This is a genomic window from Sporolactobacillus kofuensis, from assembly GCF_024125425.1.
Taxonomy (GTDB): Bacteria; Bacillota; Bacilli; order Bacillales; family Sporolactobacillaceae; genus Sporolactobacillus; species Sporolactobacillus kofuensis.
In genome coordinates, this window is the sequence record NZ_JAMXWN010000004.1 from 198,968 (window position 1) to 220,660 (window position 21,693).

The window sequence follows — 21,693 nt, forward strand, 5'->3', positions numbered from 1 at the left end:
TTTTTACACATCAAGTAATTCCATATTGAAAAGATCCTTCCGTTCTGATCCTCGATATAATATAAAAAGAGCGCCACTCAGGCGCTCTTTTTGATTTCCGCTATCATTTTGAAAAATTTTCGAATTACAAAGTCGAAAAGCTTCGATCGATGAGATCGTATTCTTCTTTTGAAAGTTCAACTTTAGCTGATTGCACAATTCCCGGAATTTGACCTGCATTACGGGCACCTGGAATCACTGCTGTCAAACTTGGATTAGCCAAATACCATGTCAGCACAATCTGGAGCACATCAACATGATGACGTTGTGCTATTGGGCGGAGTATGTCAACCGCCTCCATCGTGCTTTGGAATAACTTTCCCGTGAATTTCTCATCTTTACTGCGCGAATCATTTTCAGCAAATGTCATATCTTTCGTATACTTGCCGGTAAGCAGGCCCTTCTCAAGCGGGAAGTACGGAACAAAAGAAATATGTGCGTCTTTCAAATACGGGAATAATTTTTCTTCCTCATCACGGTGAATCAGGCTGTAGTAATTCTCGACGATGTCAACATAGCCATCCTGATTCGCTTCCTTAACCTGCTCAAGCGTGAAATTGGAAACACCGATCGCCCGTATTTTTCCTGCCTCTCGCAGTTCCTGAAGAGCGCCGACCGCCTCACTTTTCGGCGTGTTTTCATCAGGAAAATGAATATAGAAAATATCAATATAATCCGTATTCAGTCGCTTTAGTGCATCATCCACCGACTTTTTCAGAAATTGCGGATCATTATTCAGTACAATGTCACCGCTAGAGAAGTCATGAGCCGCTTTATCGGCAACGATCACTTGATCCCTCGGAAAATCTGCAATGACTTCGCCGATTAATTCCTCAGAGCGTCCTTTTCCGTACATATAAGCTGTATCGAGCAGTTGAATTCCCGATTCTAGAGCAGCACGAACTGTCTCCAAACCGTCTGACTCCGATAAATTTGGAAACAAATTGTGTCCGCCGACTTTGTTTGTACCAAGTCCAAGTGGTGCTGTTTCAACTTGACTCTTTCCGACTTTAATCTTGTCCATCAAACATTCCTCCTCGATCATTCTTCATCACCTCGAATATAGCACAGTAACCGTCAAAAATCCGATTTCATGCTTGGTCATTTGGTGCAAAAACAAGGAGTTCAGGCAATACTGTCGACTTTTGGATAAAATCAAGCAGCATAATCAACGTAAAAAGAAAACCCCACCCTTTTTTTGATTCATTACAGAGGAACATAGCATAATCAATCATTCTCCGATTAATAAATTAATCTCAAAAGTTTTATAATTAGAGTCAACAACTGTGATGAAGAGGAGGAAGAGCGATGGTCAATGACTGGATAAATCAGTTACCGCTGGAGGATGTGCGGCAGGTTACACAGATTGGCGGAGGCGACGTCAATAAGGCTTACCGAATCGACACGAGCAAGGAAAGCTATTTTCTCCTCGTTCAGCCGAATCATCCTCAAAGTTTCTACGCAAGTGAAATCGCCGGCTTAAAAGCTTTTAAAGAAGCCGGTATTCTTGCTCCGAGGGTGATCACCAGCGGGCAGATCAACGGTGATGCCTATCTACTGCTTAATTATCTTGAGCACGGCATGGGGAAACAATCGGATCTAGGAAAACTGGTTGCCCATCTTCATCGACATGAAAGCCCGAATGGCCAGTTTGGCTTTGATTATCCCTATTCAGGTTCCAGCATTTCATTCAATAATGATTGGACGGATTCCTGGACGGAATTGTTCGTCAACCGGCGTCTGGATGTGCTTGCTTCGTTACTCCAAAAGAATGGACTGTGGTCCAGCGATGATGTCATATTGTACGAAAAAAGTCGTGACATCATTATGTCTGAGCTAGCACACCATCCGAGTAGACCGGTGCTGCTACATGGTGATTTATGGGGTGGTAACTATATGTTTTTGGCGGATGGATCCCCCGCATTAATCGATCCGGCAGCGGTTTACGGCGATCGGGAACTGGATATTGGCGTGACTACGGTCTTTGGCGGCTTTACCTCTGAATTTTACCGAGCTTACTCCACCGCTTATCCGTTTGACGAAGGCTATGAAAAACGTTTGGCGTTTTATCAGCTGTATTATCTGATGATTCATCTGCATAAATTCGGGATGAGTTATGCTGGCAGTGTTTCCGCAACGTTGCGTGGGATTATAAATGAAAATTAATGATTGTTGAAACCATGTCAATTTCAAATTTTTTCGTTTTTGGCAAATACAATAATCTATTAAAGTACCATAGCAAATCAAAAAAGAGCCTATAAGCCCATAGATACCCAGATTATCTACACTCATTTCACTTTTGTGTGCAATGGAATAGTAGGAATATTGATCGTTATATAAGAATTGGTGGGTATAAAATGATTAATTTACGCACCGCAGAAGAAAAAGATATTCAATTGATCACAGATCTGATGACTAAGGCGTTTAATTATGATACAGCATTTTATTTTGGCACTGGAGTTACAGGTGGACCTCCTGGATATTCTGATGGGAAATTAGCAGAAAAAATCTTGAATAATCCCAACTTAGACACTTTTCTTATTGTGAAGGGTAATAGTCAAATTGTTGGTTTTATATCTCTTGATGAGACAAATCAAATATTGGTATACTTTTGCATAAGTCCAAATTTTATTAATAAAGGTATTGGGACAGCTACTTGGAAAATTGTTGAAAATAGATACACTATAAAAAGTTGGAAAGTCGAAACGCCTTCTTACTCCAAAAGAAATCATCATTTTTATGAAAAACTTGGATTTAAAAAATATGGTGAAAGAAGTTATGGCGAAGATTCAAAATCATTTTTATTTCGACAAGAACCCTCGTAAAATGTTATATAGTTCCTTAGTATCACCGGCAAAGGATGCACTGAGACCACTTTGTCTTGGGCAATCGCATAGTAGAGTAGATTCGCTCAACCGTTTTGTAGCCCACATTCATTTGCCCGCTGACGGTGCTAAGATCCAGATCCCGAACCTTTCGAGGTGGACACCTATCATTTCCTCTCAATGGTTATAAAACCACAGAAGGGACAGCGTTCAGGTCCTGATTGAGCATCGACTTTCAAGATCATTCGGGTTGAGTAATCTTAAATTCAGGCAATCCTAAAGGTAAACGGATTTCCGTTTTCACTCGTAAATTTCTCCATTGGGTTGGGTTATCCAAAGTATTGACAGGAATTTACGAGTTTTTCGTGCCCAAAACTTTTCTTGTTTCACAGAAAATGACCATGAATCTATTTTTTAAAGTGTCGTAAGAGACATGAACATATTGGCTTCAGTTGGATGACACTTTTGTCATGCTAGGCGTGTGGAGATGTTACCTGGCACATACTCCTCTGTGGTTGAGTAACATTTAATTGCATAGCGCTCTCTCTTGGTATATAACACCAAAAAGAATAAAATCGTTGCGCTTTTTTACCAAACTATAATTTGGAAATACTAATTGCAACGCCATTCTTGTTCCCCTACAAGTTGGCACAATAATTGCTTGTGTTAAAATAGTAAAAAAAAGAAGGCACTAAAAAGAGAAGGTTTATAGGCGAATTGATCGGTACATCACTCATGGTTTTTCTAAGTGATGGTGCAGTTGCGCATGCTGTTCTAAAAAAAAATCTAAGGAGGCGTATCTTATTTAATCACGATGAAGCTCGAAGGAAGCCCAGGAAAAAAAGCCTAGGCTCATTCTTTTGCTTTGATAAGCATGAATGTTCGCCTACATCACTTTCTGAATTACCAAACGTTGCTATTCGTCTTATCAATCTGCCTCGAAAAACTATGTCTTTTAAAGGAGCTAGCTGATTATGAAAAAAATAATCAATAATATAGATGATATCGTCTCTGAAATGGTTCACGGGATTGTTTCCAGTTATCCCCAAAAACTGAAAATACTTCCCGGAACACTTGCAATCGCGAGAAATGATGCCGCCTTCTCGGACGATAAAAAGGTTGGCGTCGTATCGGGCGGTGGTAGTGGACATGAACCGCTACACTCAGGATATGTTGGCAAAGGTATGCTTTGTGCGGCTGTATGTGGTCAGATAAATACCTCACCTACTCCCGATCAGATCTATGAAGCGATTAAATATGCCGATAAGGGACAAGGCGTTCTTTTGATCGTAAAAAATTATGCTGGCGATGATATGAACTTTGATATGGCTAAAGAATTAGCAGAATTCGATGATATTAAAGTTGAATCTATTCTCGTTGATGATGATATTTCTGCTGCTGATGATGCAGAGGATACACAAGGCAAAAGAGGAGTTGCCGGCACGGTTTTAGTAGAAAAAATATGTGGTGCCGCAGCTGAACAGGGCATGGAATTACACGAACTAGCACAGCTTGGTCAAAGAGTCATCAATAATACAAAAACTGTCGCTGTTGCTCTGAGCGCCGCTACTGTCCCCGCGGTAGGACATCCTGGTTTTGAACTGGATGATGATCAGATGGAATATGGTGTGGGTATTCACAATGAACGTGGATTCTCAACAGAAAAAATTGCACCATCGAAACAAATCGCAGAAGAATTAATTAATAAAATTTTGAAATCCTATGATCATAATACTGGTGACTATGCAGTTTTGGTTAATGGGTTGGGATCAACTCCTTTAATGGAACAGTTTGTATTTGCTAACGATGTTTTGAATCTTTTAAAAGAAAAAGGAATTAAGGTTTCGTTTACTAAGGTGGGAAATAAAGTTACTGCCATAGATATGCATGGAATATCTTTAACATTGATGAAACTTGAAAATAATTGGATCGAGTACTTGGAAGCGCCAACGGATGCTATTTCTTGGTGATATTTTTAGGAGGATTTATACATGGAATTAACAATCAATCAGGCAAAAAAATGGATCATCTTATGGACGGACTATGTAAAGAATAATGTAGAACTCTTAAATGAAATTGATACTGCAATTGGTGATGGCGATCATGGAACGAACTTAAATCGAGGAACTCAAGCTACGAAAAAAGCATTGGAAGAAGAGGATCCACAGACTATGCCCTTGGTTTTCCGAACGGTTGCTCTGACATTGGTCAGCACCATTGGCGGAGCATCAGGTGCCTTGTATGGAACCGCCTTTTTAACTATGGCTCGTTTAGTTAAGGACGGGGAAACTCGTTTAGAAGTTTTATTGGTTGAAGCGACTAAAGCAATGAAGAAGCGCGGAAAATCTGATGTAGGCATGAAGACATTAATTGATTTATGGGATCCTGCCAGCAAGGCATTTGCTGAACATAAATTAACTAAAGAATATATCAATGATTGTGTTGAGAAAACAAAGAATATGAAAGCCAAAAAAGGGCGGTCAAGTTATTTACGTGAACGATCTATTGGCCACGTTGATCCGGTTGCCAAGTCTAGTTCTTATCTTTATATTGCATTGTTGGAAGTCATTGATTGACAGTCGATGTAATCCAATTGGGATGAATTGGCCACAAAAATTTGACAGAGTTACTCCCTGTCAAGCAGACAGTCAAGAAAAATAATAGAATTAGCCACTATGCTGAATGACATGATTTTGGTTCTCAACCAGAGTCATGTCATTTAGTTCTTTCTGGCGACGTGAGTGATTGTATCACTCTATGCCTTCTTCAATTAGCCAAACAAGCTCGTCGACTGTGATTTATGAGACGGTAACTATATGTTATTGGCAGATGCTTACCCGTATTAATCGATCCAGCAGCTGTTTACGCCGATCGGGAACCGGATCTTGGCGTGACAATGGTATGAATAACGTGAATCACAGATTAACAATTTAGTTGATTTTGCTCTTTTTCTAGATAAATCTAGTCCAATCTATATTTTTCCAACCGATGTAAGCCCTGACATCTGCTCCTTTTTAGCATTATCGTCATTTGCAATTGAATTAAGTTGTAATTGATAATGAATAAAACGACAAAAGGAGTGAGAGTGATAGGCCTTAATTTTAGTCACTGTGACGCGTATTGGACGTATGGGCTTTTTCATGTGTTCAGAAGAATGCTGGCTGCTGAAATAGGTATGGACTTGAATCAAATGGCAGGATTCAGTGGAACGATCCCATTTTCTGATTTCAACGACCAAATTCTCCCGCTACTTGACCACTCAGACTGCGATGGCAGCTTGTCGGTAGAAGAATGTCGACGAGTTGCGCCGCGATTATACGAGCTAACCGCTCATTGGCCGGAAGTAAACTTTAAACAGGAAATCCGTTCACTCATTGGCGGTATGGAACGCGCCGAGCGAGAAAATCAACCACTCTACTTTTGCTGATCACATGGAGTTATATTAAAGCTTTTCCCCACTTTCCATCTTTTCCTCAAAGGAGCGTGACTGAGTGACTGATCACGACCGCCTTTTTAAAGAATTGCTACACAATTTTTTTGACGAATTCCTTGAAGCTTTTTTCCCAGAAGTTTTCTCCGCACTCGATTTAGCACACAAGAAATTTCTATCAGAAGAATTATTTCCTGATCTCATTGATGGTGATAAAAAACGTGCCGATGTGATTGCCGAAGCTCAATTTAAGGAAAACAAAAAGAATTGCGTGCTCATTATTCACATTGAAGCACAAAATACGCATCAGAAACACTTTCCTCAGCGAATGTTCATCTACTTTTCAATGATTTATTTAAAATTCAGAAAACCTATTTTACCCATCGCCATTTTCAGCTATGATGGAATAAGAGATGAACCCAATGTATTTGTAATCCAAACACCATTTCTTGATGCCATGACCTTCCGTTTTTTCAAGATGGAATTGAGTAAGATGAGTTGGCGTACATTTATGCATGGGAACAATCCTGTTAGTGCCGCTTTGATGAGTAAAATGAACTATAATAAGAAGGAACGAGTAGCAGTTCGGCTTTCCTTCCTAAAACAGATGGCCAGTTTGCAGCTTGATGAAGCGCGAAGCAGCATGATCAACGGTTTTTTGAAACCTATTTAAATCTGAATGAAGATGAGGTGGACCAACTCATGAAGGAAGTACGTGCATTACCAAAAGATGAGCGGGAACAAGTAATCAAATGGCCGAATTCATTCTATGATCGCGGATTGAAGAAAGGTAAGGCTGAGGGTAAAGCCGAAGGGAAAACAGAGGGAAAAGCTGAAGCCCAAAGAGAAATGGCACTTCGCATGCTCCAAAAGAAAATGGAACTCCACACCATCTCCGAGCTAACCGGATTAACTGTAGAACAAATCATCAAGCTGAGAACGTAATCAAAAATAAAGAATAGGTATCAAACCTAACCAAGGCTGGCTTGATGCCTGTTTGCATTAAAGACTCTTTGGTCATCAGTTAAAATCTTTGAATTCAGAAGCAATATTATCTTCCAAATAACCTTAGTTATCTTCCATCTCGTTTCGATTGATCTACTCTTAGAAAGTAGTGAATCATCCAGTTCGTTAATTTCATGCAGAACACGTTCCAACTCTATCTGCTTGGCGTCGAGTAGACCTTGTTTCTTTTTGATTGCTTTTTCGTTTTCCCTCGCGTTTACCGCCAAAGCGAAAGCATTGAAATTCTCGTTCTCTCACCCAGAATAGAATCAAAGCCGTTATACACAGGAACGTCGTGACTATCGGAGAGCTGTGTCCTAATAACCGACGCAAATGTTGATTTTCCAGATCCGTTCTTTGCAAAAATAAAATTCTTTCGTTTCAGAACAACTTCCGGATCCTTGAACTGTTTTATGCCGTCATTAAATTCATGTTTAGATAAGTTAATAGTAATCTCGTCCATCATTACGGATCGAATCTACTGTTGAATTCAAAGGTTAGTCATTATATCGTTTACTAATTCCTCACTCATTTCCAAATCTGCAGACTATTTTTTGAATAATCTTCTAAAGAATCCATCAGCCTTAGTCATAGAAGCTGAATCAACAGTTTTTTCAACAGCAAGACTCCCATTTTTTTGTTTAGCAAACATGTCCACAGCCAGTTTACCAATATACTTACCCAGTGCATTCTCGAAATCACGAGTGTTGTCTGAATATCCCGTCGTTGCGTGCACCAACTCATGAATCAAAGTTTCATAGAAAGATGCGGCACTACTCAGTACCGCTGGTTTCAAGACAATCAATTTTAACTGTGAATCATAGACACCGCGCACATCGCCTGATGTATACTCGTTGATTGTTTTGGATAATTTGATTCGTTTGTCCCACTTTGATAATTCTAGGTACTCCAATAATTGAGTTCGAAGTTTCCAGTTCTGCTGTTGTTTGGCTGTTAATGCTGTATCTTCTACCCAATCATATTCGAAATTATCGTTATATTCCTGCCGAACCACGTCAAACGTGCCAATCGGGTCACCGTTTTCGTCATCTTCGTTCTTCACTCGGTCAAATACCGCATCCGGCACAATGACAAGTTCTCGTCCACTGTCTCGAATCTTCTCTTTATCATCTTCAGTGAGGTCATATGCAGCGAGAGAAGACATGAAGACTGTTGGCTTCAATGCGTTGTATTTCTTGATTGCATATGCCTGAACGTCCATGTAATTGATCTCGTCCCCCTGCGTACCTTCGGGGATCTTCTTAAGCTGCGAAAGCAATACTGAGATTACTTCAAGTGTAGAACTGTTAAGTAGCATACTCTTAATGGTTGCAGAATACGCTGTACGACCTACGGCAGAACGCTCCCGATTTAGAGCTTTTTTTAAAGCGGCGTTCTTTTTTGTAATGTTGTAATCAAAAGTGTAGTTTTCTTCGTCGGCAACTTTTACCCCGTTTACATAGATGCTTGCAGATTGTCCACCTTTTTGATATATCTCACCAAATGAAGTTATATCAAGCGGTGTCTTCTCTTCGAAATACAAAAATAACTTCTTCGCATCTTGAACTTCTTTATCTGTTACTTGCAGTGTAAATTCGGTACCTTCAAAGTCGGGATGAAGCGAATCAGCAAAGACGGCATGTAGTGTTTGCACATCATCAAAGCCTTCTTTACGGTGCATTGCCAGCGTATTATGTGCGTATTTAGAGTCAATTACCACAGAACGTCCCGCCCGATCAAGAACGGCCAATGCATCCTTTAGCCCAACGCCAAATTTACCAATGACATCACTGGACTGCACTTTCTCTGAATTTTGATTTTGCGTGAAGTGTTCATAGTTCAGACCACGACCGTAATCGCGGACATGCCAAAAGCCCTCCCCGTCTTTCACAAATTCAGGTTTCCGACAACCTGTAAGGAGCGTCTCATCAAGCGCGTTGGCAATGATTTCGCGCACTGCGTGGTATACCTCCCAGTTATCGAGGACTTTTTCAATATTCAGATCAAAATAACGTTCACTCATCCGCTTCTCCTCCAAGGATCATTAGTGTATTCGATTACATGATACCGCACCCAATACCATTAAAACAATGGAATTTTGACAGTACCTTCGGCGAGATAGTCCATCGTAAAAAAAGCCACTCCAGATTTCTCCGGACTGGCTCTTCATCTTTGGCAGAAATTTGACCATTCCACCCTATTTCAACCCGTTTCACTTCGTCGAAAGCGCCGTTAAATCAGGCTTTTCTCTTCAAGTGATACCTGCAACTTATTCCCACTCAATGTAGAAGTTAATCTCTATATGCGTTGTTATATCAACGTTTCTGAGTGGTTATTTTATTTTGGCGACAGTGTTGGAGACAGTTGCATTTTCACTGCCTGATTTCCATTAAATGCAACACTGCTTTTCTGTGCTGTTTCAATTTTGATATTTCCATTCATGACTTGTGCAATTTCTTGATCTATCCCTGAATACATATGCGAATAGTGTTTCAATGTAATTTCTGGACTTGAATGACCGAGACGTTTTGACAGTATCAGAACCGACACATTAAACTCATTAATGAGATAGCTTGCGTGACTGTGGCGAAGTCCTTTTGCTTCAATTTCTGGAACGCCTGCAAGTTTTGCATATCGTTTTACAATGCGGGCAATGGTTGACTTAATCATTGGGTTACCATCATAACTGAAAATAAAATCAAGATTGCCGACTTCTTCCGCCTGCCGTTTCTTCCATTTTCTCAGAATTTCAAGCGTATCATCATCAAGGCTGATTATTCTACTTCCTGCTTCCGTCTTTGTGTAGGACTGACGTTGCCATTTTGTCTTGCTTTCAAGTATTAGCATATGCGTTACTCTCAAAGTTTTCTTCTTAAAGTCAACATCGTCCCACCAAAGTGCAGTTCCTTCATTAACTCGAACGCCAGTGTTGAAGTAAAGCCATAACATAACAAAGCAAAGGTGTTCATACAAATCGTCAATGCAAATATGATTGATAACCTTCTCAAAATCTTGCTTCGTCCAATATGCCACTTGTGCTTTTCCTTTTGGGATTGCTTTCACTTTTGAAGCAACATTCGTTTCCAGATATTGCAGACTAACCGCCATCCCTAGAATTTTCTTCAAAGTCGAAAACATCAAACTAGCATAACCATTTGAGTAGTTTGCACCACCTCGCCGTTTTGACAAGAGCCACGTACGAAAATGTTGTACATCCTGAATGGTAATCGCTCGAAGCTGTTTCTTACCGAAACGGTTCATGACGATTTTTAGCATTGGTTTTCGGCTCTGATAAGTCTGTTCAAGCACATCCGTTTCATAAAAAGGCAAATACACATCATTCATGAATTGTTCAAAGGTCATATCATAGTTTGAGTAACCATTTGTTTGAAAGAACTCACTGCGAACACGAGTTAATTCTTTGTAAGCCATCCTTGCAGATGAGAAATGTTTTCCATTCTGATTTTTGCGTGCTTTTTTCTTAATGCGTTTCCCTGTGATAAGATCGAAACCAAGACTGGCTTCGTAATAAAACTGCCCCTTATCATCAGTAAACACACCTGCATATTGTGTTGTTGGCAATTTTTATTCCTCCGTTTCGGACGACAATTCAATATCACCGATAACGGATTTTACCGCCTTCAAAGGAATAACGGACACCCGCTTCCCTTGATAAAACTCATATCCTTGTTGTACCATAAACGCCTTGCCTTGTCGAATGATACTTTTCGCTGTGTAGGGTGGAAAGCCCAAGTGTTCTAAATCTTGCCAATTTACCATTTCTTTATTCATCTTCATCACCAACATTCTTCGTTGCTTTTCTTGTGCTATTTCTTTCCTTCCGAAACTTTCTTGAATCAAGTAACCTTGCAAAGAAATAGGTTTTATCGACTATCAAACTTAACAACAGGGAATTGTTTTTCCTTGCATAGCTAACAAGCGAATCAAAATTAATAAAATCTTGTTCCTCAATAATATCAATCACTGTGTTCAAGAATGTTCCGCTCTCCTGCTCCATTAAAAATTTTGCAATATCAAACCCCGAACCGCTCTCAATATCCTCAATGTTATAAGGTGCTTTATCTGGTGATTGTGCATGTATAAAATAATCGTACATTCCTTTTGGTGAATGAACTGGCTCAACATGCTTCGGGGCATTCAAATTTTCGCTGATTAAATCTGAAACTTGCGAATAACTTTTTAAGCTATCAAAGAACAGCGCCCCATGTTTATGAGCTTTCTTTATTTCCCCTGTTTCTCTATCAACATCTTTATCATGCCACGGACTCAATACAAAGGGCACTTGCAGTTCTTCGAGTATGTCCAGATAATTTTCTGGCACACTTTCCTTGTAAATAATAAACGTCCACTTACTAGAACGCTTCTCTTTTTTCTGTTTTTTCATAGTATCTGTTCCTTTGATTATTGATTACTGGTACATATTGTCGTAGTAATATGTACCGTTTCATTCTTCCTGAAAAATACAGCGGAGCTTCTTTGCCCTTGCCTGTGGCAAGCAAAAGCTCCGCTGTTCTGTTCTATCTAATTCTTGTTCCTTCAAGCCTTAGGTAGCTTTTCGCTCTCTCAATATTTGAAAATGAATACTCGGTAAGCCGATTAGCAAGTTCATCACGCATAGCGTCTTTATTATCCGAAATCATGCCATGTATCCCAAATTCATTAGGGAGTTTCACCATAAACACAACGCTATCATTGCGAACGTCAACAATGGCTTTATTAACCGCCTTGTTGTACCTAAATATCACGTTTGCTTCTTCCTCGTGGGTTGCCCTCATCTGTAAAAACTTTCTTATTCGAGAAGTAAGCCAGATTGATTTACCAATGTTTATCACTGAATCCTTCAAAACCCTTGTAATGACTTCGGGTAAGATAATCGCAAGTGTGATTAAAATCGAAACGATTAGCACCTGTTGCAATCCGTGTTGAACAATCACCACATACTTATTGAGAAATTGATTGTATTTAACCATATTGCCGTTTTCTTGACCTTGCAGGAATATCCCAATCAACTTAAAACCGAAATCAGCAACAAATAGCAATACAGAAATTAATAGCAAGTAGCCATTCAAACGGAACGTTCGCATAAAATACGATTTTTTCATTTTACATTATCCCTTCTAATTTATTGAATGTAGGCGTTAGCAACGGAACAATCTGAAAAGGGTGCTCGGAGTCTATCACCTGTATCAATCCCGTCCCGATACCTTGAGGTATAACTATTCCTTCAAGCGACAGGTCAGGGAACAAAAATTGAGTGGTTTTAGAATTGATGTTACCAACCTGGATGAGCACATTTAATTGTTCCCGAACCGATATAGGTATTGCGTTATTATCAAAACGCTGTGAAACCAAGAGCAGATGTACTTTGCTTGCCCTGCCCAATAGCGCTATCTGCGAAAGCAAACTAAAGAATGCGTCTTTTATTGGCTTCGCCACACCATCACTCAAGGCTAAAACTTCATCTATAACTACCGTATAATGTTCAAAATCTGCGGTAGGATTGTTATATAGCACTTGCTGGCGTTGTTGAATTAATTCAAGCGCCTTACTCAATTCACTATTCACTTCTGAAACAAAATCAGACTTGCTTCTACTTGCATTGGGCGCAACGACAGGCACATTGTTTTTTCTGCCCCATCTGCTTGGCATATCAAATTTGGGGTCAATGATAACAAGTTGTGACGACCGTTTCAGCACACAAAGCATATAAGTGAGTGCATAAGATTTACCTGAACCGCTGTTCCCTGCGATAGCAATACTTGTCACTTTATTCAAATCTACCGTTAGATTTTCCATGATAGGAATTTTGTTGAGTGGTAATCGTTCGACAAAACCATCAATATCTGAAATCACAAGCCGTTTTGAAATACCCTTCACCCACGAAAAGAATAAAGCACGTTCGACATGAATATTATCCGTATCTAATGGAACAAAATATGCTCCTGATTGTTTTAGCAAAGTGTATTTGGGGTAAAGCATAGCGTTCATGATAAGAAATATTTTTTGATAAAGGTCATCATCAACAAGATAGCTTGCAGGCATGCGGGGGATGAAGTAGACCCCTTCATCCGTTACCTTTACATCAAACGAATTTGAGTAACTGGTTTCTCCGCTAATCTGCAATGCCATGTTTAGCCCCTGCAATAAATACTTTGCAAGCTCTAAACTGTTTTTCATCATTTAACCACTCGTACCCCTTCTGCACGGAAGTAAACATTAGAGCGAATTTCAATCGCTTCTAAGTTATCAAGTTTCACTTCTGAGAGGAACGGAGGCAATGACGGCATTTTTTTTGCAAACTTCACAGCAAAGGGATTTACACCCTCCTGCGCAAAGTAAAGTTTATGACCTTTAATTTCATCTGTACGCTTGTTCTCAATGTAGTTGTATTGAGTTTCAATTTCAGATGATACACAGTAAATTGGTTTATCCTCCGAAATGTATTTTGTCGTTGTTTCTGAGCTGTAAGAGCTTTGCGAATTACGTGTTCTCATGGTTTTGCACCTCGTATAATTTAGTAGTATCGGCTATCAGCAGTTCGCCAACCCTTCCGCCGTGTCGTTTGCAACCAACATGGCAATTCATCATCAAGCACTGCTTTACTTGATGAGTACAGTATAGATGACTAAAATTCGCGACGTGTCCGAAGCAGACACTGCCAAAAAAAGAAAAGTTCCCACATTTCAAGTGAGAACTTTCCTTAAATTTCGTGTTAAACTGTGGGATTTACCTACAATGAATTATCATCTGCTAACTCGTTAATCATTTCAGGAAGAATTTTTTCATTCATAAATGGCAAAAACACTTCATCTACAAATTTTTTAATTTCTTCCGAAAAGTGTTCAAAACTACCAAAGGTCAATACTTTCTCTTGTAACTGAACGTCTTCGACATTAACAATTTCTGAACCAACTTGCCTATCCATTAATATGGCTTTGCTATCATCTGTTGCAATCCATTTAACCGTATCATACTTATTTTCGGTAAACTCTTTAAATCGTGATAATAGTGATTTTTCTCCAACAATAATATCTGAATGACTGTTATAAAATTCTTGAATGGTTTTTTCATCTTTTGGAAAATCAGGAAGTAACTTACCTCCATATTTACTATTTTGAGCCACTTCCAAAGCTAAGACTTTGAAGAAGCTTTCAAAGTACTGTATGGGTTCTTTTCCCCAATATAGTTCATGTAAATCGTTGAACAGTCCATTAGTATGCTCACTTTTTACAAGGGAAAAGTCTAAACCATAAGGTATAAAACCTGAATAATCCCAATTTGAAGGTAATTTTTCATGATAGCTGATGACTGCACCAAGTATCTTTCTACCCTGATAAATCTCAGACATTGACACACGCCGTGGTTTTTCAGAATTTTTCCATTGTCGATATTTTTCATCAACACGCTCAGAAACAAGCCGATAGAAAAAGTCACACGTTGCCGGGAACTCGCCTGCTCTAATCTCGTATCTAGCCAAGTTACTCATCCTCCCCAATGTCATACTTAGGAGATTTTTCAGCAACCATTGGCAAGTCATTATCAGTCAGCGATTGATAATCAATTACCTTGTTATCCTCCACAATTTCAAGCGGTGGCAAACTGTTTACCAACCCAACGGTCTGCATAGATACATTTATAATACTTAGTAGCAAATTCAAGATATATTTCGGGTCGTCTGAAAAGTCGTTCGGGTCATCTGTGATACCTGACTTTTTATCAGTTTTCACTTGATACTGGTCAATTATCCACTCAATCGCAGGGCGACCGTTTACCACGTATTCATAGGCTTGTTCAGGAATATTGGTAATCATGATATTTTCATTGTAAATGATAGTATCTAGCACGCCTTTTTTCGGGTGTTTCATTTTCTTCACACGATAGGAACCGTTTACGTCTGAAATGTTTACTTGCACACCTTCGTAACTTGGTTGATTTTCGTAGTTTAAATGTAAATCAGCAAGTTTGCGACCAACCTCAATGTATGTGTCCTTATTCTTTACAATTGGAAGACGTGGAAACGACTTAGACAAATCTTCAAAATACATTTTTTCATATTCTTTACTATGAAAAATTCCATAAACATAATATAGAACTTCATCTTCAGAAAGTCCGTGAATTCTTGAGAGGACTTCCGTACGAATAGCTGAATATTCGCCCATATTGTCATACAAATATTTTGGAAGGTTTTGCGAACCACCCGCAAATAAATTGACATCAGGTATAACATTTAACATGAGTGAAGTAAATTTTTTACCCTCTGTTTTATTTGAAATTCCAATCATCAAATTTTGAGAATCAGCAGTCGGCAATACTTTTGTCATTTGATATTGCTGGTCAGTCCAAGCAGGGTCATAATAAACGTATTTTTTTGTAAATGGGCGATACATTCCAACATACATACGTTCAGCATTAAACCGTTGTAATTCTCGTTTTTCAAATCGTTGCTTCAAAGACCGGGTCCACGAAATTTCATTTGTATTAATGTCGTAAACACTCGTATCTCCAATATGCTCATTATAATAATTGATACTCATATTCATATTTTGTTCTGAATTTTCTTTTGAAAAACTAGTTGTCCAAGCGTCTCTTCCTGTTTTAATTCCTCCCGTATAATTTAGGAATAGTGCATCATCAGACCTTTTATCTCCCAACTTAATTAACTCATCAAAATTTGAATTACGTTGATTAAGCCAATCTCCTTTTTCATTTGGAATTATTTCATCAAAGCTAATAATGTTGTCAATACTACCAATTTGAACAACTTTATCGAGCTTTTCTTTTTTTGATAATTTATCACCGATATTAAAATAGTGAAGTTTTCCATTTCCTTGATAATCTTTATCTTTTACAAAAATAGATATAGCGACACCAGTCATAATATCGAATATATTTCCTCCCTCAATTTTAGCTTGCTCCCGACTTCTTCGACGAATTTGTCCTTTTAAATCAACAATATAAATATCTGAAAATTCTTCAAGTAACGATTTTCTCATTCCATCCATTGCTATTCCGTCAATATAAGAACTGTTTGTTATAAAGCCAATTATGCCTGAACCTTCAATTCTATTAGCAGACCAACGAATAGCCCTAATATAAGAATCTAACAAACCATTTTTATTTGTTGCAGTTGACGTTTCAATCCACATATTCCGAAGTGATTCATCCAATTTTGGATAAACAATTCTTGACTGATTACCATCTTCATTGTCTTGTTTAGCCGAATAAGGCGGATTACCAATAATAGCTGTAATCGGCAACTCTTGCTGACGTTTCAAACGTTCGTCATTTGTTCCAAAATATTCATCATCTATTGTATCTTCTGTTTCAGTACTTTCAAAAGTATCGGTCAATACAATTCCTTCAAACGGAACATAGCTTTCTTCGCCATTGATTTCATCGAAAGTAGCTTCAATGTTAATTGCTGCAATATAGTAGCTCAACAGCACAATTTCATTGGCGTGAAGTTCTTGCGTGTATTTTCTTACAATATCAGAAAGTGTTATTTCTCCATCATCCAATTTTTGTTTCAAATAAGTGAGTGTCCGCACAATAAATGTTCCCGTGCCGGTGAATGGATCTAAGATATTCACACCCTTATCTGCTAACGATTTACCAAAATGTTTTTTCAATACATCGTCAACGGAATGAACAATAAAGTCCACCACTTCAACAGGTGTAAATACAATCCCTAAACGTTCCGTTGTTGACTTAAAGCCAGTAGAGAAGAACTTATCATACAAGGTCACAATAATTTTCTGTTTACCTTCCGCATTATCAATCCCACTTGCCCGAAGTTTTACCGACTCATAGAATGGTTCAAGTTTTTCTTGCTCTTTCTCGAAGCCTGCTTTCTGCAATTCAGCAACGATTGACTCCATGGCTGAAGAAACAGGGTTATTGTTTACAAAACTATATTCATCAAACAACGCTTCAAAGACTGGTTTTGTAATCAAGTGCTGTGCCAACATTTCAACAGCTGACTCTTGTGTGATACTTTCATTGATATTATGGCGCAGACTGCTGATAAACTTATCAAATTCTTCTTTGATAGGGTTGTCTTTATCTTCTAAGCGCTCATTGATCCAACGAATGTATCGTTGGGCAATTTCATTTACATCTTTCGACCAATCTTCAAGATAGCGTCTGTCGCCAACCTTTTGAACAATCTTCCCAAAAATAGCGTCCTCAATATTATCCCAGAGCTCTAATTCTGTTTGTTGTGGAGTATCGACATCTACACCATTTGAAGTATCTGTTTCAGAATAAGGTTTTCTTGGGCGACCTTTTCCGGGGTTGATGATATTAATGTTTTCAGGTTTTTTCTTGTTTAACTGCAACTGATTGACAATCGCATTGAAACGTTCATCTGTTGAACGAAGTGCATTCAATACTTGCCAAACTGCCGCATAAGTCTTGTTATCATCTAACACATTTTCAGGCGTTACACCCGCAGGAATAACAATAGGCAGAATGATATAACCGTATTCTTTGCCTTCAAACTTACGCATGATACGTCCGACTGCCTGCACAATATCTACTTGTGATTTTTTCGGCGAGAAGAATATAACAGCGTCAAGGTTCGGTACGTCAATCCCTTCGGTTAGGAATTTTACGTTAGATAAAACACGGGCTTCATCAATATCAATATCACCTGCAAGCCAATCAATCGCATCTTTTTTCTGTAAAGCGTTCAATGTACCATCTACGTGTTTCACTTCGATATGGAAACTGTCTTCCGCATTGTCGCCAAGATATTCATTTACTACGGTATTGAATTTTTCGGCAATTTTTTCAGAGTTTTTGATTGTATCAATGAATGAAATAGCCCGCTTCATAGGCGTGCCACTAACTTTACCTGTTGCGCCTTCACGTTTAATCATGGCATTCCAAACACCAACGATACGACCGACATCATCGATATTTAAGCCATTTTCTGGGTCAGCAAGTGTCTGTTGAAGATTTTTAGTCATGGCTTCTTCTTCAACAGTTAGCACCATAACTTTATAGTCCGTTAAATAACCACGAGCAACGGCTTCACCAAAGCCTAAACGAAATATTTCAGTACCGAAAATTGACTCATCATCCATTGAAGCAATGATAACACTCTTTTCAATTCCTTTAGATTTTGCGTCATCAGAATAGATTTTCGGTGTAGCGGTTTGATACAAGCGTAATTTCCCTTTTACGTTCTTATTACTATGAACTTTTGCAAAAGGACTTTCTTCTTGGTTTTGCTCATGAAAACCCGTTGTGCGGTGTGCTTCATCCGAGATAATAAAGTCAAATTCGGGAAAGCCGTTTTCTTGCGCTTCGTGCATAACATTAATTGATTGATATGTGCTAAAAACAACATTCAAACGAATTTTATCTGACGGTTCAGATAGGCTTTCATAATTTTTTACAACGTCACTAGCCTTTGTTGTTGCAGGAAAGCCAATATCAGTTGCTTGAATATCTGTGTCATCATCATTTGCTTTTTTCTTGGTAGCTTTTCTATCAGAAGTTACTGCAAATGAATTCATTTCAAAGCCATCCGACACATCCGAGTTCCAACTAAATAGCGATTGTGTTAAAAGTTGAATACTTGGTACAAGGTACAAAACGTTATAAATTTTTTGCTCGCTGTCCTTAGCAAATTGCTCAACCATTTTTAAGGAAGTGAACGTTTTCCCCGTACCTGGTGCCATTACCAACATACCACGGTCATGAGTCTTAAAATATTCGCTTGCTTTGTTAATTGCCAGCTCCTGATAATCACGTAGCCCTTTGTTTGATTTAACGATAACTTCTTTCGGCTTTTCAAAGTTCACACTCGACCAATCAATTTTTGAATGACGCAAATCAGATAAACCAATCAGTTGAACTTGCTTCGTTTGTTCTTGTACTGTTGTAAGAGCATTTTGGTTCCATTCATCCGTAGTGGATACAATCATCCCTAATGAATAATAATCTTTTCCGAGTTCCGCAATGAATGAGTTGATTTCATCTTTCCCGACTTTACCTGAATAAAATTTTGCCTGAATCGCAGTTAATTCACCCGTATTTTTATTGCGTGCGACTAAATCAACACCAGTATCTTTTTTAGAAATACCATACTCAGCAGGTACTTCATGTAAAAGCCAAACATCTGAATATAAATTTTTGTAGATTGGCTCATTTTGAAGATAAATCGCAACAAGCTTTTCAAAATATGTACCCCGGTCACGTTGAACGCTTCCTGCCGACTCGTTTATTTGTTTGAGTAATTTATCAAATGTTTTCTCTGAATCATTTGATACTTGATAATTCGTCATTTCTTCAGACATTTACGCCACCTCCGATTTCAAGGCAACATAAATAGCCGAACCTGATAATTTCAGCTTCGTTAATTCATGTTTTAAAAAATGCGCATTGATTACGCTGTGCTGTGCTATGCTATACCGTGTCATTTTACGGCTCCTTTATAATCTGTCAATTATTTTTCTAACAGATTGAACTTTACTATATAGTTTATTGTATCATCTAACAACTTCATCCGCCGTCCACGAGGAACGGCTAAAATTTCATAAGTAAAAAGCCGCCCACGAGGAACGGCTAAAGTTTTGGAGACAGTTTTGGAGACAATTCAAACGAATTTTCATCTTTTTTCGTCTCTTGAGTTTTATCTAAATGGCGTTAAATCAACGTTTTCAGTAATATATTTTGCCGCTTCTTTATTCCCACTCAATCGTTGCCGGTGGCTTGGAGGTGACGTCATACACGATACGGTTGACGTGTTCGACTTCGTTGACGATTCGGGTTGAGATCTTTTCAAGCACGTCCCACGGGATGCGTGCCCAGTCGGAGGTCATGCCGTCGATCGAAGTGACAGCGCGGATGGCGATGCAGTGGTCGTAGGTCCGACCGTCGCCCATGACGCCAACGCTTTGAATATTTGGCAGCACGGTGAAGTATTGCCAAATATCGCGGTCGAGGCCGGCTTTTTTGATTTCATCACGCAGGATCGCGTCGGATTCACGCACGAGTTTAAGCTTTTCTTCGTCAATCGCACCGAGGACGCGGATGCCAAGGCCCGGTCCTGGGAACGGCTGGCGCCAAACGATGTCGTCGGAGAGGCCGAGTTCAGTACCGAGCGCACGAACCTCATCTTTGAACAGCGTGTTCAGTGGTTCGATCAGCTTGAACTTCATGTCTTCCGGGAGACCGCCGACGTTGTGGTGCGATTTAATGTTCTGAGATGAGCCGCCGGCGCCGCTTTCGACAACGTCGGTGTAGAGCGTTCCTTGTACGAGGTAAGAAATATCCTCAAGTTTGTTGGCTTCATCCTGGAATAAATAGATAAATTCATTGCCGATGATCTTACGCTTGCGTTCCGGATCGCTGACACCTTCGAGCTTATCGAGGAAACGCTTCTTTGCGTCGACATGAATAAAGTTCATATGGAAATGGTTCTGGAATGTATCAACCACGCCTTCCGCTTCGCCTTTGCGGAGCAAACCATGGTCAACGAAAATACAAGTCAGCTGATCGCCGATTGCTTTATGAACCAGTGCTGCTGCAACGGATGAGTCAACCCCACCGCTCAACGCGCACAGTACTTTCTGATCACCAACTGTTGCTTGGATCTTTTCCACTTGTTCGTCGATAAAGTGTTCCATCGACCAACTTTTCTCAGCACCACAGATACCGAACACAAAATTGCTGAGCAGTTCATTGCCATGTACGGAGTGGCGTACTTCTGGGTGGAACTGAACGGCATAAACCTTTTTCGTAGTATTTGCCATTGCTGCAACCGGACAGGATTCGCTGCTTGCCTCAATAACAAAGCCTTCCGGCAGCGTCTTGACGCGGTCACCGTGGCTCATCCACACAGTCTGCTGTTCGGGTAGCCCTTGGAAAAGTGCGTTATCCGTATTGGCCGTTATTTCGGCTTTGCCGTATTCACGGTGATCCGCACGTTCAACCGTCGATCCGAAGTGCTTACTGATCAGTTGCAAGCCGTAGCAGATACCGAGAATCGGAATGTTCAAATCAAAAATTGCCGGATCACACAACGGTGCGCCTTCATCATAGACACTGTTCGGTCCACCTGAGAAGATAATACCTTTAGGATTTTTTTCTTTAATTTGTTCCGCAGTCAGCGTATTCGGAAACAGCTCGCTGTAAACGCCCAAATCACGAATACGTCTTGCGATCAGCTGATTATACTGACCGCCGAAGTCCATAACGATAATCAAGTTATTCGGTTGTGCCATCCTTCTGTTCCACCCCATCTGTTATGATCGATCCGACTCGCGGACCGTCTCCGTGTCGATTAGAAGTCAACTATTTAAAAAGCCGGAGGCCAAGAGGCTTCCAGTTCTGCTTTTACACTCGCATTATTCAACAGGATTC

General features: G+C 39.5%; 19 protein-coding genes. 7 read left to right on the plus strand and 12 right to left on the minus strand.

What is annotated here, in order from left to right:
- Positions 1-124: 124 nt before the first annotated feature.
- Positions 125-1,063 (minus strand): aldo/keto reductase, encoded by a 939-nt coding sequence (locus NIE32_RS04970; protein ID WP_253053584.1) that lies wholly within the window; start codon positions 1,061-1,063, stop codon positions 125-127.
- Positions 1,064-1,347: 284 nt separating this feature from the next.
- Between NIE32_RS04970 and NIE32_RS04975 the strand changes: the two genes are divergently transcribed.
- The 7 genes from NIE32_RS04975 (at position 1,348) to NIE32_RS05005 (ending at position 7,239) form a co-directional block, all read left to right on the plus strand.
- On the plus strand, positions 1,348-2,205 hold the full coding sequence (locus NIE32_RS04975) for a fructosamine kinase family protein (protein ID WP_253053585.1): 858 nt from the start codon (positions 1,348-1,350) through the stop codon (positions 2,203-2,205).
- A gap of 191 nt (positions 2,206-2,396) precedes the next feature.
- The gene (locus NIE32_RS04980) at positions 2,397-2,864 is read left to right on the plus strand and encodes a GNAT family N-acetyltransferase (RefSeq protein ID WP_253053586.1); all 468 of its coding nucleotides are present in this window, start codon (positions 2,397-2,399) and stop codon (positions 2,862-2,864) included.
- Between the two features lie 974 nt (positions 2,865-3,838).
- On the plus strand, positions 3,839-4,834 hold the full coding sequence (gene dhaK / locus NIE32_RS04985; protein WP_253053587.1) for a dihydroxyacetone kinase subunit DhaK: 996 nt from the start codon (positions 3,839-3,841) through the stop codon (positions 4,832-4,834).
- 21 nt (positions 4,835-4,855) lie between these two features.
- Positions 4,856-5,440, plus strand: coding sequence for a dihydroxyacetone kinase subunit DhaL (gene dhaL, locus NIE32_RS04990; RefSeq protein WP_253053588.1), 585 nt, complete (start codon positions 4,856-4,858; stop codon positions 5,438-5,440).
- Positions 5,441-5,949: 509 nt separating this feature from the next.
- The gene (locus NIE32_RS04995; protein ID WP_253053589.1) at positions 5,950-6,291 is read left to right on the plus strand and encodes a hypothetical protein; all 342 of its coding nucleotides are present in this window, start codon (positions 5,950-5,952) and stop codon (positions 6,289-6,291) included.
- 64 nt (positions 6,292-6,355) lie between these two features.
- Positions 6,356-6,967, plus strand: coding sequence for an RpnC/YadD family protein (locus tag NIE32_RS05000; protein ID WP_253053590.1), 612 nt, complete (start codon positions 6,356-6,358; stop codon positions 6,965-6,967).
- A 29-nt stretch (positions 6,968-6,996) separates the two neighbouring features.
- Positions 6,997-7,239: an Rpn/YhgA-type helix-turn-helix domain-containing protein gene (locus tag NIE32_RS05005; protein ID WP_253053591.1), complete on the plus strand. Its 243-nt coding sequence runs from the start codon at positions 6,997-6,999 to the stop codon at positions 7,237-7,239.
- Positions 7,240-7,516: 277 nt separating this feature from the next.
- Here the strand turns inward: NIE32_RS05005 and NIE32_RS05010 are convergent, their stop codons facing one another.
- The 11 genes from NIE32_RS05010 to guaA all read right to left on the minus strand — a co-directional run bounded on the left by NIE32_RS05010 (position 7,517) and on the right by guaA (position 21,554).
- Positions 7,517-7,765: a hypothetical protein gene (locus NIE32_RS05010; protein ID WP_253053592.1), complete on the minus strand. Its 249-nt coding sequence runs from the start codon at positions 7,763-7,765 to the stop codon at positions 7,517-7,519.
- Between the two features lie 81 nt (positions 7,766-7,846).
- Positions 7,847-9,322, minus strand: a complete 1,476-nt coding sequence (locus NIE32_RS05015) for an ATP-binding protein (RefSeq protein ID WP_253053594.1) — start codon at positions 9,320-9,322, stop codon at positions 7,847-7,849.
- Between the two features lie 314 nt (positions 9,323-9,636).
- Complete coding sequence (locus tag NIE32_RS05020; RefSeq protein WP_253053596.1) at positions 9,637-10,881, minus strand: tyrosine-type recombinase/integrase; 1,245 nt, start codon at positions 10,879-10,881, stop codon at positions 9,637-9,639.
- Between the two features lie 3 nt (positions 10,882-10,884).
- The gene (locus tag NIE32_RS05025; RefSeq protein WP_253053597.1) at positions 10,885-11,097 is read right to left on the minus strand and encodes a DUF3173 family protein; all 213 of its coding nucleotides are present in this window, start codon (positions 11,095-11,097) and stop codon (positions 10,885-10,887) included.
- The gene (locus tag NIE32_RS05030; protein WP_253053598.1) at positions 11,084-11,704 is read right to left on the minus strand and encodes a replication protein; all 621 of its coding nucleotides are present in this window, start codon (positions 11,702-11,704) and stop codon (positions 11,084-11,086) included. The genes NIE32_RS05025 and NIE32_RS05030 overlap by 14 nt, the downstream gene beginning before the upstream one ends.
- 133 nt (positions 11,705-11,837) lie before the next feature.
- Complete coding sequence (locus NIE32_RS05035) at positions 11,838-12,422, minus strand: hypothetical protein (protein ID WP_253053599.1); 585 nt, start codon at positions 12,420-12,422, stop codon at positions 11,838-11,840.
- Between the two features lies 1 nt (position 12,423).
- Complete coding sequence (locus NIE32_RS05040; RefSeq protein WP_253053600.1) at positions 12,424-13,500, minus strand: ATP-binding protein; 1,077 nt, start codon at positions 13,498-13,500, stop codon at positions 12,424-12,426.
- Positions 13,497-13,814: a hypothetical protein gene (locus NIE32_RS05045; protein ID WP_253053601.1), complete on the minus strand. Its 318-nt coding sequence runs from the start codon at positions 13,812-13,814 to the stop codon at positions 13,497-13,499. Before NIE32_RS05045 ends, NIE32_RS05040 begins: the two co-directional genes overlap by 4 nt.
- A gap of 236 nt (positions 13,815-14,050) precedes the next feature.
- Positions 14,051-14,797 (minus strand): hypothetical protein, encoded by a 747-nt coding sequence (locus NIE32_RS05050; RefSeq protein WP_253053602.1) that lies wholly within the window; start codon positions 14,795-14,797, stop codon positions 14,051-14,053.
- A gap of 1 nt (position 14,798) precedes the next feature.
- Entirely contained in the window at positions 14,799-19,625 is a 4,827-nt protein-coding gene (locus tag NIE32_RS05055) for a DEAD/DEAH box helicase (RefSeq protein ID WP_253053603.1), read from the minus strand.
- Positions 19,626-20,012: 387 nt separating this feature from the next.
- Entirely contained in the window at positions 20,013-21,554 is a 1,542-nt protein-coding gene (gene guaA / locus NIE32_RS05060) for a glutamine-hydrolyzing GMP synthase (RefSeq protein WP_253053604.1), read from the minus strand.
- Positions 21,555-21,693 lie beyond the last annotated feature (139 nt).

Coding starts and splice junctions, on each gene's coding strand:
- NIE32_RS04970 (WP_253053584.1), bottom strand. CDS start 1,063: ATGGACAAGATTAAAGTCGGAAAGAGTCAAGTTGAAACAGCACCACTT.
- NIE32_RS04975 (WP_253053585.1), top strand. CDS start 1,348: ATGGTCAATGACTGGATAAATCAGTTACCGCTGGAGGATGTGCGGCAG.
- NIE32_RS04980 (WP_253053586.1), top strand. CDS start 2,397: ATGATTAATTTACGCACCGCAGAAGAAAAAGATATTCAATTGATCACA.
- dhaK (WP_253053587.1), top strand. CDS start 3,839: ATGAAAAAAATAATCAATAATATAGATGATATCGTCTCTGAAATGGTT.
- dhaL (WP_253053588.1), top strand. CDS start 4,856: ATGGAATTAACAATCAATCAGGCAAAAAAATGGATCATCTTATGGACG.
- NIE32_RS05005 (WP_253053591.1), top strand. CDS start 6,997: ATGAAGGAAGTACGTGCATTACCAAAAGATGAGCGGGAACAAGTAATC.
- NIE32_RS05010 (WP_253053592.1), bottom strand. CDS start 7,765: ATGATGGACGAGATTACTATTAACTTATCTAAACATGAATTTAATGAC.
- NIE32_RS05015 (WP_253053594.1), bottom strand. CDS start 9,322: ATGAGTGAACGTTATTTTGATCTGAATATTGAAAAAGTCCTCGATAAC.
- NIE32_RS05025 (WP_253053597.1), bottom strand. CDS start 11,097: ATGAAGATGAATAAAGAAATGGTAAATTGGCAAGATTTAGAACACTTG.
- NIE32_RS05030 (WP_253053598.1), bottom strand. CDS start 11,704: ATGAAAAAACAGAAAAAAGAGAAGCGTTCTAGTAAGTGGACGTTTATT.
- NIE32_RS05035 (WP_253053599.1), bottom strand. CDS start 12,422: ATGAAAAAATCGTATTTTATGCGAACGTTCCGTTTGAATGGCTACTTG.
- NIE32_RS05040 (WP_253053600.1), bottom strand. CDS start 13,500: ATGATGAAAAACAGTTTAGAGCTTGCAAAGTATTTATTGCAGGGGCTA.
- NIE32_RS05045 (WP_253053601.1), bottom strand. CDS start 13,814: ATGAGAACACGTAATTCGCAAAGCTCTTACAGCTCAGAAACAACGACA.
- NIE32_RS05055 (WP_253053603.1), bottom strand. CDS start 19,625: ATGTCTGAAGAAATGACGAATTATCAAGTATCAAATGATTCAGAGAAA.
- guaA (WP_253053604.1), bottom strand. CDS start 21,554: ATGGCACAACCGAATAACTTGATTATCGTTATGGACTTCGGCGGTCAG.